Origin of the sequence: Dietzia sp. SLG310A2-38A2, from assembly GCF_014145095.1 — a bacterium.
GTDB lineage: Bacteria > Actinomycetota > Actinomycetes > Mycobacteriales > Mycobacteriaceae > Dietzia.
In genome coordinates this window covers 2,191-15,827 of the sequence record NZ_JAALDX010000131.1, presented here as the reverse complement: position 1 = coordinate 15,827, position 13,637 = coordinate 2,191, and the positions used below count along the sequence as shown (strand labels likewise).

15 protein-coding genes and 1 pseudogene are annotated in these 13,637 nt (G+C 68.7%); 3 read left to right on the top strand and 13 right to left on the bottom strand.

What is annotated here, in order from left to right; genetic code table 11:
- Nucleotides 1-73 precede the first annotated feature (73 nt).
- The 5 genes from G6027_RS05085 to G6027_RS05065 all read right to left on the bottom strand — a co-directional run bounded on the left by G6027_RS05085 (nt 74) and on the right by G6027_RS05065 (nt 4,002).
- A complete protein-coding gene (locus G6027_RS05085; RefSeq protein WP_182635978.1) occupies nt 74-745 on the bottom strand; it encodes a DNA-3-methyladenine glycosylase I in 672 nt (223 codons plus the stop codon).
- Nucleotides 746-855: 110 nt separating this feature from the next.
- Nucleotides 856-1,497 (bottom strand): hypothetical protein, encoded by a 642-nt coding sequence (locus G6027_RS05080; RefSeq protein ID WP_241726834.1) that lies wholly within the window; start codon nt 1,495-1,497, stop codon nt 856-858.
- Between the two features lie 65 nt (nt 1,498-1,562).
- Nucleotides 1,563-2,303, bottom strand: a complete 741-nt coding sequence (locus tag G6027_RS05075) for a TRIC cation channel family protein (protein WP_277612302.1) — start codon at nt 2,301-2,303, stop codon at nt 1,563-1,565.
- Between the two features lie 31 nt (nt 2,304-2,334).
- Nucleotides 2,335-2,844 (bottom strand): GtrA family protein, encoded by a 510-nt coding sequence (locus G6027_RS05070; RefSeq protein ID WP_182635972.1) that lies wholly within the window; start codon nt 2,842-2,844, stop codon nt 2,335-2,337.
- A gap of 87 nt (nt 2,845-2,931) precedes the next feature.
- Complete coding sequence (locus tag G6027_RS05065) at nt 2,932-4,002, bottom strand: glutathione S-transferase C-terminal domain-containing protein (RefSeq protein WP_182635971.1); 1,071 nt, start codon at nt 4,000-4,002, stop codon at nt 2,932-2,934.
- Nucleotides 4,003-4,189: 187 nt separating this feature from the next.
- On the opposite strand from G6027_RS05065, the gene G6027_RS05060 reads away from it, so the two are divergent.
- Nucleotides 4,190-5,212, top strand: a complete 1,023-nt coding sequence (locus G6027_RS05060) for a DUF2332 domain-containing protein (protein WP_182635969.1) — start codon at nt 4,190-4,192, stop codon at nt 5,210-5,212.
- 101 nt (nt 5,213-5,313) lie between these two features.
- Here the strand turns inward: G6027_RS05060 and G6027_RS05055 are convergent.
- From G6027_RS05055 to ectA, 4 genes and pseudogenes are all read right to left on the bottom strand, one after another.
- Nucleotides 5,314-6,141, bottom strand: a pseudogene (locus G6027_RS05055) (PIG-L family deacetylase); the annotation flags it as partial.
- A 331-nt stretch (nt 6,142-6,472) separates the two neighbouring features.
- Nucleotides 6,473-6,895 (bottom strand): ectoine synthase, encoded by a 423-nt coding sequence (locus tag G6027_RS05050; RefSeq protein ID WP_182635965.1) that lies wholly within the window; start codon nt 6,893-6,895, stop codon nt 6,473-6,475.
- Nucleotides 6,896-6,947: 52 nt separating this feature from the next.
- Nucleotides 6,948-8,243, bottom strand: a complete 1,296-nt coding sequence (ectB, locus tag G6027_RS05045) for a diaminobutyrate--2-oxoglutarate transaminase (RefSeq protein ID WP_182635963.1) — start codon at nt 8,241-8,243, stop codon at nt 6,948-6,950.
- A 67-nt stretch (nt 8,244-8,310) separates the two neighbouring features.
- Complete coding sequence (ectA, locus tag G6027_RS05040) at nt 8,311-8,823, bottom strand: diaminobutyrate acetyltransferase (RefSeq protein WP_182635961.1); 513 nt, start codon at nt 8,821-8,823, stop codon at nt 8,311-8,313.
- 179 nt (nt 8,824-9,002) lie between these two features.
- On the opposite strand from ectA, the gene G6027_RS05035 reads away from it, so the two are divergent.
- A complete protein-coding gene (locus G6027_RS05035) occupies nt 9,003-9,428 on the top strand; it encodes a pyridoxamine 5'-phosphate oxidase family protein (protein ID WP_182635959.1) in 426 nt (141 codons plus the stop codon).
- A 22-nt stretch (nt 9,429-9,450) separates the two neighbouring features.
- Here the strand turns inward: G6027_RS05035 and G6027_RS05030 are convergent, their stop codons facing one another.
- Both G6027_RS05030 and arsB read right to left on the bottom strand, forming a co-directional pair.
- On the bottom strand, nt 9,451-9,915 hold the full coding sequence (locus G6027_RS05030; protein ID WP_182635957.1) for a low molecular weight phosphatase family protein: 465 nt from the start codon (nt 9,913-9,915) through the stop codon (nt 9,451-9,453).
- On the bottom strand, nt 9,912-11,102 hold the full coding sequence (gene arsB / locus G6027_RS05025; protein WP_182635955.1) for an ACR3 family arsenite efflux transporter: 1,191 nt from the start codon (nt 11,100-11,102) through the stop codon (nt 9,912-9,914). The genes G6027_RS05030 and arsB overlap by 4 nt, the downstream gene beginning before the upstream one ends.
- Before the next feature lie 94 nt (nt 11,103-11,196).
- Between arsB and G6027_RS05020 the strand changes: the two genes are divergently transcribed.
- Nucleotides 11,197-11,547 (top strand): metalloregulator ArsR/SmtB family transcription factor, encoded by a 351-nt coding sequence (locus tag G6027_RS05020; protein ID WP_182635954.1) that lies wholly within the window; start codon nt 11,197-11,199, stop codon nt 11,545-11,547.
- 7 nt (nt 11,548-11,554) lie between these two features.
- Here the strand turns inward: G6027_RS05020 and arsA are convergent, their stop codons facing one another.
- Both arsA and G6027_RS18635 read right to left on the bottom strand, forming a co-directional pair.
- A complete protein-coding gene (gene arsA, locus G6027_RS05015) occupies nt 11,555-13,444 on the bottom strand; it encodes an arsenical pump-driving ATPase (RefSeq protein ID WP_182635952.1) in 1,890 nt (629 codons plus the stop codon).
- On the bottom strand, nt 13,413-13,637 hold a 225-nt coding region (locus G6027_RS18635; RefSeq protein ID WP_241726830.1), incomplete at its 5' end, for an arsenic metallochaperone ArsD family protein. The genes arsA and G6027_RS18635, both read right to left, overlap by 32 nt.

Here is a 13,637-nt window from a genome sequence, read left to right as displayed (position 1 = left end):
CCCGCGCCGACCTGCCCGCCCTGCCCGGTCCTGCCGCCCTGCCCGGTCAGCCCGGTCAGACCGGTCATCCCGGTCAGCCCGGACCACCGGGCTGACCCCGGCCCGCGGGCGCGGTCAAGGCGCTCCCCTCGCGGGACCAGATACCGGAGGTGCCGCGCCGATGCGACTCCACCAGGTGGGTGTCGACCACCCCGATCGCCTCCATCAGTGCGAACACAGTCACCGGCCCGACGAAGCTGAAGCCTCGCCGCTTGAGCTCCCTGGCCAGCGCCTCCGACTCCGGGGACCGGCTGGGCACCTCGGCCATGGTCAGTGGCTCCGGGGTGCTCTCCGGCCGGTACGACCAGATCAACTCCCCGAGACCGCCCTCGGCCCGTAGTGCGATCACGCCGCGGGCATTGCCCACGGCCGCGTCGATCTTCCGTCGGTTGCGCACGATCCGGGCGTCCGCCATGAGCCGGGCGACGTCGGGCTCTCCGAAGTCCGCGACCGCGTCGGGGGAGAACCCGGCGAACGCCTCCCGGAACGCCGGGCGCTTGCGCAGGATCGTCAACCAGCTCAGGCCGGACTGGAAACCCTCCAGGACGAGCCGCTCGTAGAGACCGGCCTCGTCGTGGACCGGCATCCCCCATTCGGTGTCGTAGTACTCCCGCAACAGCGGATCCCGCGCCGCCCAGGGCGGCCGCATCAGACCGTCCTCGCACAGCACCGCTCTGCCGGCCTGATCCGCCTGGTGTTCCGCCATGTCTCCCCCTGCAGGTTCGTGGACCACCCTCCACGGTGATCGCCGCCACCCTAGGATCCGGCTCCGACACAGAGCCGACGCTGCCTGGAGCCGACTCTGCCGAGATCCGACTAGGAGAGGAGTCCGCTGAGTTGCACGAGGCGCACCGCCGCCAGGAGCACGAGCGCCACACCCACCACGAGCGTGAGCAGCCGACCGGCCACGCGGCCGTAGACGAGGAACGTGTCGATCCTGCGGGTCGCCGCGGCGACACCGGACGAGTCGACCCGCGACAGCGCGATGATCAACCCCGTACTCGGCAGAATCGCGATGATCGCGAAGAACAAGATCTGCAGCAGTTTGGACCACCACGGCGTCTCGGCGAACGAGATGAGGACCATGCCCGCGGCGAACGGCGCCGAGGTCGCCGACTGGATGACGCCCAGCGAGACGCCGGTGACCATGATGCCGAACCTCTGCAGCACGGTCTGGGTCAGCGGGGCCTCGACGTTGTCCTCCTTGGCCTCCGCGGGTCTGCGCAGTCCCAGCACGGTGATCACCAGACCGATCACGCCCAGGACGCCCATCGCCCAGAAGTTGTAGAACAGGCTGCGCACGAACTCCTGGTTGTTGCCGATCACCCACACCGACACCAGCGAGAGCAGGACGATGCCGCAGAACGCCCCTCCGGTGAAGCGGGCGGCGCGCGAGGCGAAGCCTCCCCCTCGGCCGGCGGCCGTGAGCCAGAGCCCGGCGATCACGGCGAAGGCCAGGAGGTTGACCGAGTCGACTGCCGCGAATCCCAGGAGGCTGAGGTAATACTGCACGACGGCACACACTACCGGCGAGGGCTCGGTGGGCGATCCCGGTAGTCGTCGACGTCGCGGTCGCGGCGGGACTCGTCGTCGTCACCCTTCATCCGGCCGGGACGGCCGAACACCGAACGGTCGCGCCGCAGGCGGGTGTCGATCCCCCGCATGCTCCACCCTCGCATCGGCGCCGGGACGCGCCACTGGAGACGCCACGCCACCATCCGGAACGTGAACGCGAATGCGGACAACACCGCCGCGGCGACCGGGCCCCACGTGCCGGTCGAGACGGCCAGGGCGGTGAGCGCCGCGCCGGTGGCGGCGGGGATGACGTACAGGTCGGAACCGTTGAACACGGCGGGGATCTCGTTGGCCACCACGTCGCGCATGAGTCCGCCGCCGACCGCGGTGATCACGCCGAGCAGGAGCGCCGAGGCGACCGGCATGCCGTGGTCCAGCGCCCGCGCGGTGCCGAAGGTACAGAACAGCCCGAGGCCGGCCGCGTCGAAGACGATGATCAGCGTCCGGACGCGGTGCAGGTGCGCGCCCAACAGGTACACCACCGCGGCCGCGACGAACGGCGGCACCAACAGGACCGGCTGTGCGAACGCGAGCGGCGTGACCCCCAGCATCACGTCGCGCAGGATGCCGCCGCCGAGACCGGCCAGTAGCCCCAGGACCAGACCGCCGGTGATGTCGATGTTCTTGCGCGCCGCCAGCAGATTGCCGGACAGGGCGAAGAAGAACACCCCCACGAGGTCGAACCACAGCAGCAGCGTCGAGGACTCCACGACCGGACCCCTAGACCACCGCGTCCGCGGTGGAGCGGGCGTGGTGACGGCGACGGACGGAGCGGAACGTCCAGAGCTTGTTGACGACGAAGTTGATCGGCATCGTGATGAGGATCGTCAACAGCTGGCTCCAGTACTCCCTGGAGTGGATGCCCGCGTCCTCGTGGAACCACGGTTCGGGCAGGTAGAGCGGAGAGGTGGGGTTGGTGAAGGCCAGCTTGATGAAGATCCCCGCGGCCGCGGCCACCGATCCCACCAGCAGGAACGGCCAGAACTCCTGCATGACCGGGGCCTTGTGTCCCTTACCGAACGTCCAGTGCCGGTTGAGCATGAAGTTGTAGACATTGGCCACCAGGAACGCCACGATCCACACCAGGGTCGTGAAGCGGAAGTTGTACTCCGTACCCGAGAACGGGAACAGGATGTCCTGGGCGTTCTGGGTCCCGCCGTTGGCCCTGTTCATCAGGACCGTGACGATCATGTTGACGACCATCCCGGACCCGCCCACGATCCCGAACATGAGGAACTGTCGGGCGCTTCGTCGATAACGACCTAGTTCGGACGGGGCCGGGTTCACAACGAGCCAGTCTAGGCCCACGGGCCCGGACTAGCCCGCTCCGTGCCCCTCGGGGACTCGTTCGGTCGGGTCCTCGATCGGCCCCGGGGCGGTGCCGTCACCGAACGGGCGGCCACCCAGCTCCTCGCGGTGATGCGGGGAGAGGAGGCTCGCCAGATCCGGCCCCTTGGGCACGATGCCGGTGGGGTTCACGTCGCGGTGGACGTTGTAGTAGTGCTCCTTGATCTGCGGGAAGTCGCAGGTGTCACCGAAACCGGGCGTCTGGAACAGGTCGCGCAGGTAGCCCCACAGCGCCGGCATCTCGGTGATCTTGTTGCGGTTGGCCTTGAAGTGCCCGTGGTAGACCGCGTCGAAGCGCACCAGAGTGGTGAACAGCCGGATGTCCGCGACGGTGATCGTGTCCCCGGCGAGATAGCGACGGGAGGCCAACCGCTCCTCGAGCCTGTCCAAAGAGGCCCAGAGCTCGTCGTAGGCCTGCTCGTAGGCGCCCTGCTCGGCCGCGAACCCGCTGCGGTACACGCCGTTGTTGACGGTCGGGTAGATCCACGAGTCCAACTCAACGATCTCGTCGCGGTGCTCGGTCGGGTACAGGTCCGGCGCACCGTCGCGGTGGAAGGCCGACCATTCCGAGAGCAGATCGAAGTTGAGCTTCTGGTACGCGTTGGTCACGACCGACCGGGTGGGCAGGTCGACGAGGGCCGGGACCGTGATGCCGCGCGGATAATCGGGGATCCGGTTGAAGTAGGCCTCCTGGAGACGGTGCATGCCCGTGACCGGGTCTCTGCCGTCCGGGTCGAGGTCGAAGACCCAGGAGTTGACGTCGTGGGTCGGGCCGGCCAGCCCCATCGAGATGACGCCCTCCAGCCCCATCAGACGGCGGACGATGATCGAACGGCTGGCCCAAGGGCACGCGCGGGCCGCCATGAGGCGGTACCGGCCGGCCTCGACGGGCCACCGCATCTCCCCGATCCTCTCCCCCACCGGGTCCGATCCCGCCTGGAGATCCGCCACGACCCGGTCGTTGATGTAGGTGGCGTCGCGGACGAACTCACCGTCCTCCGAGGCGTTCTTGGCTGCGATGAACTCGGTGTCGTCTGCCATGGGGTCTCCTGCGGTCGTCGTCGCGGCCAGTGGTTGATGCATCACCAATATACTCGGTCCCCGGCCCACGCGCCACCGCATCCGGCCCACCCGCGCGCCGCCTTCTGGTTTCGCGTGATCCAGTGCGCGTGGTCCTGCGTGATCCGATGCGAGTGATCCGGGGCGACCGGTGTGCCACGCTGGCCGCATGGACTCCGCGCACGTCGACGATGTTCCCACCCGCTACGCCGAGTTCGCCGAGTTCGAGGTCCGCGGCCGCACCCCCGTCTACCTGGCGTGGGCCCGGGGCATCGCCGAGGACCCGGAGACGTGCGAGCTCATCGGGAGCCTGCCCCGGATCAAGCGACAGCCCGCACTGGTCTTCGCCTCCGCCCGGCACGCCGGCGCGCCCGAGACCGAGGACTACCCGGCGTTCCGGGAGTTCGTCCACGCCCACTGGACGCAGATCGAGCAGATCGCACTCACCCACTCCACCCAGACCAACGAGGCCAAGCGGTGCGCGGTCCTCCTGCCGCTCCTCTCCCTCCTCCCGGGCCCGCTCTCACTGGTGGAGATGGGAGCCTCCGCCGGTCTGTGCCTCTACCCGGACCGGTACGCCTACAGGTACGCGCTCGACGGCGGCTCCACCCACGAGCTACGACCGGCGGGATCGGATACGGCCGCCTCCGCCGCCGCCATCCCGGTCCTCGACTGCGCCCTGCGCGACGGCGTCCCCCGCCCGAAATCCCTGCCCGACGTCGTCCACCGCGGCGGGGTGGACCTGTCCCCGATCGACCCCGCCCACGCAGACTCGCGGGCCTGGCTGCGCAGCCTGATCTGGCCCGGTCAGCAGGCCGAGCGAGTGCCCCGCCTGGACGCCGCGCTCGACATCGCCGCCGCCGATCCGCCGCAGGTCATCGCCGGCGACCTGGTCGAGAAGCTGGAGGACTCCGTGGCCGCCTGTCCCGCGGGGTCCACGCCGGTGGTGTTCCACACCGCGGTGCTCGGCTACCTCGAACCACCGGCCCGCGCCGAGTTCGTCGACCGGGTCGCGGCGCTCGACTGCGTGTGGGTCTCCGTCGAAGGGGTGACTCTCCTGCCCGACATCGCCGAGCAGGTCCCGGAGTCGATCCGGCGCCACAAGGGCATCTTCGTCGTCGCCGTCAACGGCACGCCCCTCGCCACGGCGCACGGCCACGGCGACTGGGTCCGCGCGCTCGATCTCCGGTAGTCCCCCTTCGACTTACGCGCCCTCTTCGGCTTACGCGTCCTGATCGCACGCATTGCCCTGGCCCGCGCTGCGAGTCCGGTCCATTCCGCCAGCGCACCCGGTCAGTCGAACGGCCACCGGCGACGCATCGGCTGGTCGGAGTCCGGCTCGATGAGGTATTCGGTCCCGAAGGTCGCCGCGTAGACGTCCTTCGGCAGGGCCAGCATCATGCCGATGTCGCTGGTCTGGCTGGCGTGGCACTCCATCGCGCGGCGCTTGAGCTCCACGACGTCCGCGGGCAAGTCGATCGCCCACGCGATCTCCGACTGCGGGACCCCCACCGGCAGTCCGTCATCCCCGGTGAGGATCATCCGCCGTAGTTCCTCCACGTCCATGCCGCCAGCCGCGAGCGTCTCCAGGAACCCCTCCGCTTCGGGGCTGTCGAGCATCTCGAGTTGGGCGTCCTGATTGGTCGTGGCCTCCAACAGCCGCGGGCGGCGGGCTGCCAGGCCCACGGCGCGGCGGGCGATCCGGTGGACGGCCAGGTGATCAGGATGCCCGTAGTTCCCGTGATGGTCGTAGCCCACGAGGACGTCGGCGCCCTCCCTGTCGAGGATCCGGGCAAGTCGCCCGGCCGCGTGGTCGGTATCGGCGCTGTGCAGGCACAGCGGATCATCGTTCTGCGCCCAGCCGGTCATGCCCGAGTCGCGGTAACCCAGCCAGTCGATCCGGGCGACGCCCAGTACCTCCGCGGCGGCCCGGGCCTCCCCGCGGCGGTAGTCGACCAGATCGCCGTCGGGCCCGAGGTGATCGGGCCGTTGGCCGTGGTCGCCATCGGTGGCGAAGACCGTGACGACGCGGTGGCCACCGCGCGAGGCGATAGCCATCATTCCGGCGGTCTGGGAGGTCTCGTCGTCGGGGTGGGCGTGGAGGAACACGATCGTGGACACCTGACCAGTGTGCCCCCCGCCCCCGCCGGGTGTGCGCCCGGAATGGACCCAACCCGACGCGCGACCCTTCAGGCGGCGTGCGATCCGAGCGCGCAAGCCGGAGAGGGCGCGCAAGCCGGGGAGGGCGCGTTGGTCGGAGAGGACGCGCAGGCCGGAGCCCGCTGGGTGCGAGCGGACGTGTGTCCGAGACGGACAGTGCTACAGAGACCGCCCCGGAACGCGTACTACCCCAGGACGCGCGAATCCCCGGTCGGTTTCGCTCGCTCTGAACGACTTCGACCGGGGAGTGCGTGGGTGCGCCGAACTCCAGGCGCGGCGAGGAGCCGGGGGCTTACTTCTCGCGGACGACCGAGCCGTCGTCCTGCAGGCGCAGGAGCGGGTAGATGCCGTTTTCGTCGTGGTTCTCGTCGCCGACGACCGGAGGGTTGAAGACGCAGAGCATCTGCATCTCCTCCTCCACGATGACCTGGTGCTTCTCGTGCCCGTCGAGCAGGTACATCGAACCGGCCGCGAGCGGGTACTCCTTGTCGTTGGTGAGGTCACGCAGAGTGCCCTTGCCACGGGTCAGCCAGACGGCCTCGATGTGGTTGGCGTAGTGGAAGTCGTTGGTCGTTCCGGCGGCGATGGTGGTCTCGTGGAACGAGAACCCCACGCGGTCGTCGGCCAGGACGATGCGCTTGGACTCCCAGTTGCCGTTGTTGCCCTTGACGTGGCGGTCGGTGTCGGTGATCTCTGCGGTGGTGCGAACGATCATGCGGGGCCTCCTCGGCGAGGATCTGGATCGAGGGTGTGGTGGTCGGGCGCGCTCAGAGGTACTGCTGGGCGAGGACGTGGTCGACGGCCTCGTAGCAGATCTCGATGCCCCGATCGCGCTCCTCGTCGGTCAGGATGAGCGGGGCGAGGAACTTGACGACCTCGTCGCTCGGGCCGGCGGTCTCGACCAGCATCTTGTTGTCGAAGCAGCGCGCCATGACCTCTCCGGCCAGCTCCGGCTTCTCGAGGAAGGCGATACCGAAGGCCATGCCGCGGCCGCGGAGTTCGAGCTTGCCCTCGTACTTGTAGACCAGCGGGGAGAAGCGCTCGCGCAGGATCCGGCCGTTCTCGAGCGTGCGGTTCTGCAGCTTCTCATCCGACCAGTACTTGCGCAGCGCCACCTCGGCGGTGACGAATGCCATGTTGTTACCGCGGAACGTGCCGTTGTGCTCGCCCGGCGTCCACTCGTCGAGCTCACGGTTGAACAGGGTGATCGCCAGTGGCAGGCCGTAGCCGCCGATCGACTTGGACAGGGTGACGATGTCCGGCTTGATGCCGGCGAACTCGAATGAGAAGAACTCACCGGTCCGGCCGCAGCCCATCTGGACGTCGTCGATGATCAGCAGGATCTCGTGACGCTTGCACAGCTCGTCGAGGGCCTTCAGCCACTCGGCGCGCGCCGCGTTGATTCCGCCCTCGCCCTGAACGCACTCGACGATCACGGCTGCCGGGCGGTTCATTCCCGAGCCGGAGTCGACCAGGACTCGCTCCATCCACTGGAAGTCATCGGTCACGCCGCCGAAGTAGTTGTCGTACGGCATCGGCGTGGCGTGGACCAGCGGGATCCCGGCGCCGGCGCGCTTCATCGAGTTACCGGTGACGGACAGCGACCCGAGGGTCATGCCGTGGAACGAGTTGGTGAAGTTGATGATCGCTTCGCGTCCGGTGACCTTACGGGCCAGTTTGAGCGCCGATTCGACGGCGTTCGTGCCGGTCGGCCCGGGGAACATCACCTTGTAGTCCAATCCACGCGGCTCGAGGATCGTCGAGGTAAAGGTCTCCAGGAAGGCGCGCTTGGCGACGGTGTACTTGTCGAGCGAGTGGGTGACACCGTCGCGCTGGATGTACTCCAACAGCGCGCTCTTCATGTCGTCGTCGTTGTGGCCGTAATTCAGTGCGCCGGCGCCACCGAAGAAGTCGAGGTACTCGTCGCCGTCAACGGTCGTGAGCTTCGTACCCTTGGCGGTGTCGAACACCACCGGCCAGTTGCGCGAGTAGCTACGGACCTCCGACTCACGGTCGGAGAAGATCGAGGTATCCAGATTGGCGTCGTGCGTGGCTTCGGTCATGGTGGTGATCACTCCATCAACAATGGTGGCGGGCGGCGGCGGCGGACCGGTGGGTCCGGGCGCCCTTCTAGGAAATCGTGTAGAGATCTTCGGGCTCATGCCCCTCGCCGAGCAGTTCGGCGCCGAGGTAGTCCTCGCTGGACAACGTCATGCCCCGATCGCGCGCGACGGCGCCGAATGTGCGCTGGGACGCCTCGTTGTCCGGGCTGATGGTGGTGCGCAGTCGGACCACACCGCGCTCGGCGAGTCGGTCCATGAGGCTGTGGAGCAGCCGTGCGGCCAGCCCCTTACCTCGCTGGTCAGCGTCGACGCCCACCTGCCAGACGAAGATCGTGTCCGGCTCCGACGGGCGCAGGAATCCGGTGACGAAGCCGACTACGCGGCCCTCGACCTCGACGACCACGGAGCTCTCGGAGAACTCCGCTCCCCACAACACGTAGGCATAGGAGGAGTTGAGGTCGAGGACTCCACTGTCGCGGGCGATCTCCCACATACGATTTCCGTCTGCCGCGGTGGGCGGACGGAAAACCGCGTCGGACGAATCAGGGTTACGGGGTGCTTCTCGTTCTCCTGGGTTCATAGGTAATTACCACCGTAGTGACGTGGACCGGTTGCCGCATCCAGCTTCGCCGTATCGTTACCCGATTGCCGGGCGAGTCCGCAGGTGACCGTGGTGCAGTGACGTCCGTCACCCGGTGCGGCCCCACCCACGGAGGCGATCCTCTTCCTTAGTGGGCCGGAGCCTGGGAGAATATCTTCATGGACGACAACCCGATCACCGAATTCGACGAGGGCCGCTCACTCGAGCTGTTGGCGACCGAGTCGCTCGGCCGTCTGATCACCGTCTCGGGTGGGCGGGCCGAAATCTTCCCCGTCAACTACGCGCTGTCCCCAGAGGGCACGCTCTTCTTCCGCACAGCCGAGGGCAGCAAACTGGCCGGACTCACCGTTCATCCGGACGTGGTCTTCCAGGTCGACCACATCGAGGACCAGGAGGCGTGGTCGGTGGTCGTCCGTGGCGAAGCCCGACGGCTCGACAGCTTCGAGGAGATCAACCGCGCCGAGGAACTCGACCTCAAGCCGTGGATCCCCACGCTCAAGTACAACTTCGTGGAGATCACACCGGAGCAGATCTCGGGCCGCGGCTTCACCTTCGGCGAGGAGCCGGAGCGGTATACGGGCTAGCCGTGCTGCGGACCCGGTCGGCCTAGTCGGCCGAACCGGTCGCCTGGTCGTTCAGCTCGGCCCACAGTCGTCTCACGCGGGCGTCGATGTCGTCGCGGATCAGTGCCATCCGTTCCGCCCCCTCGATTCCCCGCTCGCTGGGTTCGTCGGTGTCCCAGACGTCGATCCCCGCGCCCATCCCGTCGACCGGATCGAGCCGAGCGGCCGTCCCGAGCACGACCACTCGGTTCGCGCGTCGCATCACATCGTGGTCCACCGCCGCCGCGGTGCCGCCGGACATGTCGGCACCGATCTCGGCGAGGGCGGCCACGGCCTCGGCGTTGGGGGACTTGCCCAGCGCGGGCTGCGTGCCGGCCGAGTAGACCTCGACCGCGTCCCCCGCTGCGTGGCGCAGAAGTGCCTCCGCCATCTGGGACTTGCCACGGTTGGACTTACACACGAACAGGACGGTGGGCCGCGTCGAAGCGGGCTGCGGGGTCCGCGTCATCGGCGATCGGCTCCCGGCTCGTCGGAATCGACGGTGGGGGCGGAAGCGACGGCGGAGGTCATGTCCTGATGGATCGCGTTCGGGACCGTGGGGTCCCCCTTGAACAGACGCTTGCCCGCCCACAGGCTCACGTAGACGAGCGCGATCAGCACCGGGACCTCGATGAGCGGTCCGACCACCCCCGCGAGCGCCTGACCGGACGCCACTCCCCAGGTGCCGATGCTGACGGCGATCGCGAGTTCGAAGTTATTGCCCGCGGCGGTGAAGGCGACGGCGGTGGACTTGGCGTAGTTCAGCCCGGCCGCACGTGCGGCGAGCAGACTCCCGCCGAACATGAGGATGAAGTAGGCCAACAGGGGCAGCGCGATACGCGCCACATCGAGGGGGCGTCCGATGATGGTGTCGCCCTGGAACGCGAAGAGCACGACGATGGTGAACAGCAGGCCGTACAGCGCCCACGGGCCGATCTTGGGCAGGAAGGACTCCTCGTACCACTGCCGACCCTTGGCCTTCTCGCCGAAGTGCCGGGTGAGGAACCCGGCCAGTAGGGGGATACCGAGGAACACGAGGACGCTCAGCGCGATCGCCCACACCGAGAAGCCCGCGGTGGTGGTCTCCAGTCCCAGCCAGCCCGGCAGGACCTGGAGGTAGAACCACCCCAGGCCCGCGAACGCGATCACCTGGAATACCGAGTTGATAGCGACGAGCACCGCCGCAGCCTCTCGGTCGCCGCAGGCGAGGTCGTTCCAGATGAACACCATCGCGATGCAGCGGGCCAGGCCCACCACGATCAGGCCGGTGCGGTACTCGGGAAGGTCCGGGAGCATCAACCAGGCCAGCGTGAACATCAACGCGGGCCCGACCAGCCAGTTCAGGGCGAGGGACAGCAGGAGGAGCGTGCGGTCACCCGTGACGCGACGCGTCTCGTCGTAGCGGACCTTCGCCAGGACCGGGTACATCATCACCAACAGGCCCACCGCGATGGGAACCGAGATGCCCCCGACCTCGACCGCCTCGAGCGCTTCGGCGATGCCGGGCACCAGGCGCCCGAGCAGGAGTCCGAGCGCCATGGCGGCGAGGATCCACACAGCCAGATAGCGGTCGAGGAAGGACATCCTCGCGGCGACCGGAGTGTCGGGATCGGCAGGGGCAGGGGGGCCGGCGGTCGCCGATACCTGGGTGCTCATGCGCCCAACCCTAGGCAATTCATCGACGCCCGTCAATGTATTACATGTGCTCCGTCGACGGCACCCAGCCTTGCCGTCCGAGTAATCTGGAGTGATGATCTCGCCCGAGCCCACCGACTCCTGCTGCATCGCCGGCGCGAACGGGCCGCTCAACCAGGCGGAGGCCGAGGCTGCGGCGGCCCGGTTCAAGGCACTTGCCGATCCCATGCGCCTGCGCCTCCTCTCGCATATCGCCGCGGCGGAGTGCAACGACGTCTGCGTCTGCACCCTCACCGAACCGCTGGGGATCACGCAGCCCACGGTGAGCCATCACATGAAGAAGCTGGTGGAAGCGGGACTCGTCACCCGGGAACAACGTGGACGCATGGCGCACTACAGCATCGTGCCGGAGGCGTTCGCCCAGATCCGCGACATCGTCGACGTCCGAGGCCTCCGCTTGGTCTGAGGCCGCCTCAGGACGACATCGCCTCCACGGTCGCGGTCCCCGACCCCGCCGCGCCCGAGGCCGAACCCGAAGCCAGTCGGCGCAACGCCTCTGGACCGACCGGGTCCTCTGCCGAGTACGGCACCACGGACAGCCTCTCGGCCAGGCCGCCCCGCACCGCGCCCAACTGCTCGTTCTCGAGCTCGGCACGCCGGCGCAGGACGGCGTCCGTGGTTCCGCTCGCCGCGAGAGCGTTGTTGACCACCCACGCCCACGGCTCGATGCCGGCCCGCCGCAGATCCGCCTGGAGTGCGGCCGCCTCGAGAACCGGCGTGGTCTCCGCCAGGGTGACGATGAGGATCTTGGTCTGCGCCGGATCCTGCAGTCGCATCAGCGGCGTGGTGAAGCGACCACCGTCCCCCATCTGCCGGGCGATCTCGCGATGGTAGGACCCGGTCGCGTCGAGCAGGAGCAGCGTGTGCCCGGTCGGGGCGGTGTCGACCACGACGAACCGATGCCTCGACTCGTGGATCACCCCGGAGAACGCCTGGAAGACCGCCACCTCCTCGGTGCACGGCGAGCGGAGATCCTCGTCGAGCGCCGCCAGACCGGCCTCGTCGAGGTTCGCCCCTTTTCCCCTGACGACCCGCCGGCGATAGTCGGCGGACGCCTCCTCGGGATCGATGCGGGAGACGGTGAGTCCCGGGACCTCACCCGCGACGGTGTCGGTGAGATGAGCGGCGGGGTCGGTGGTGGTGAGGTGCACCTCGTTCCCGCGCGCGGCGAGTTCGACGGCCACGGCAGCGGCCACGGTGGTCTTGCCGACTCCCCCCTTGCCCATCGTCATGACCAGGCCGTGCCCGTCTGACTCGATCTGGTCGACGAGGTCCGAGAGCGGGGCGGACAGTGGAGCAGTGTGAGGAGCGGGAGCACCCGCAACCGCGTGCACCGACGCGGTCGAGGCCTCCGCGGGTTCGAAGAGCCTTTCCAGCGCCGGCACGCCGACGAGGTTCTCCGGCCGGAGCGGGACCGTCTCGACAGGCAGCCGGCGGAGAGCGTCGGGCATGGCGTCGAGGGCCTCCCGCTGTCGCTGACGGAAGCCCTCGGCGATGGGGTCGATCTCCTCGTCGTCGTCATCCCGGTGGGGACCCGCGAGCACCCCGTTCACCACGACGGACTGGTTGTGCATACCCACGTCGGCGAGCTCGGCCGAGGTCCGGGCGATCTCGTCGAGGGATGAGGTCTGCGGGCGGGCCACCAGCACGAGCCGCGTGGTGGCCGGGTCCGCCAGCCGAGCGACGGCGTCCGCGTACACCGCGCGTTGCTTGTCGAGCCCTGCCATCGGCCCCAGGCAGGAGGCGTCGCCCTTGCCGCGCTCCAGGAAATCGGTCCACGATCCGGGGAGCGTGAGCAACCGGATGGTGTGTCCGGTGGGGGCGGTGTCAAAGACGATGTGGTCGTACCCGCCCATCACCCCGGGGTCGGTCAACAGCGCGGTGAACTCGTTGAACGACGCGATCTCTGTGGTGCAGGAACCGGAGAGCTGCTCGGTGATCGCGGTGATCTCGGCCTCCGGCAACAGACCGCGCACCGGTCCCACCACGCGCTCGCGGTAGGCCTCGGCGGCGGCGTCCGGTTCGATCTCCATGGCCGAGAGCCCCGGGACCACACCGACCTCGACGATCCGGTTCCCGATCCGCTGCCCGAACACCTGCCCCACGTTGGAGGCGGGATCGGTGCTCACGAGCAGGACGCGCGCGCCCGCCCGGCAGAGCCGGACAGCGGTGGCGCAGGCGAGCGAGGTCTTCCCGACCCCGCCCTTACCGGTGAAGAACACGTAGCGGGCGGGGTCGTCGAGGAACGAGTTCACGAATACCTTTCGGGGATCAGCAGCAGCCGGACGGGCCGCAGCCGTCATCGCCGGACGCCAGGAGGTCCGCACCCACGGGCGCCGCGCCGGCGACCGAGGGGCCCGGCGTGATCGCGTCCAGTCCCGCCCACCTCGCCAGCTCCGCTCGCGTGGGGTAGCGACCGGTGAGCGCGGTGACGCCGTCCACGCGGAACAGCGGGAGCCCCTCGGATCCACTCAGCCGGAGGAATGCGGCGACCTC

What these genes read in the sequence shown, in the direction of transcription:
- G6027_RS05085 (WP_182635978.1), bottom strand. Translation starts at nt 745, where the DNA reads ATGGCGGAACACCAGGCGGATCAGGCCGGCAGAGCGGTGCTGTGCGAG.
- G6027_RS05070 (WP_182635972.1), bottom strand. Translation starts at nt 2,844, where the DNA reads ATGTTCGGGATCGTGGGCGGGTCCGGGATGGTCGTCAACATGATCGTC.
- G6027_RS05065 (WP_182635971.1), bottom strand. Translation starts at nt 4,002, where the DNA reads ATGGCAGACGACACCGAGTTCATCGCAGCCAAGAACGCCTCGGAGGAC.
- G6027_RS05060 (WP_182635969.1), top strand. Translation starts at nt 4,190, where the DNA reads ATGGACTCCGCGCACGTCGACGATGTTCCCACCCGCTACGCCGAGTTC.
- G6027_RS05050 (WP_182635965.1), bottom strand. Translation starts at nt 6,895, where the DNA reads ATGATCGTTCGCACCACCGCAGAGATCACCGACACCGACCGCCACGTC.
- ectB (WP_182635963.1), bottom strand. Translation starts at nt 8,243, where the DNA reads ATGACCGAAGCCACGCACGACGCCAATCTGGATACCTCGATCTTCTCC.
- ectA (WP_182635961.1), bottom strand. Translation starts at nt 8,823, where the DNA reads ATGAACCCAGGAGAACGAGAAGCACCCCGTAACCCTGATTCGTCCGAC.
- G6027_RS05035 (WP_182635959.1), top strand. Translation starts at nt 9,003, where the DNA reads ATGGACGACAACCCGATCACCGAATTCGACGAGGGCCGCTCACTCGAG.
- G6027_RS05030 (WP_182635957.1), bottom strand. Translation starts at nt 9,915, where the DNA reads ATGACGCGGACCCCGCAGCCCGCTTCGACGCGGCCCACCGTCCTGTTC.
- arsB (WP_182635955.1), bottom strand. Translation starts at nt 11,102, where the DNA reads ATGAGCACCCAGGTATCGGCGACCGCCGGCCCCCCTGCCCCTGCCGAT.
- G6027_RS05020 (WP_182635954.1), top strand. Translation starts at nt 11,197, where the DNA reads ATGATCTCGCCCGAGCCCACCGACTCCTGCTGCATCGCCGGCGCGAAC.
- arsA (WP_182635952.1), bottom strand. Translation starts at nt 13,444, where the DNA reads ATGACGGCTGCGGCCCGTCCGGCTGCTGCTGATCCCCGAAAGGTATTC.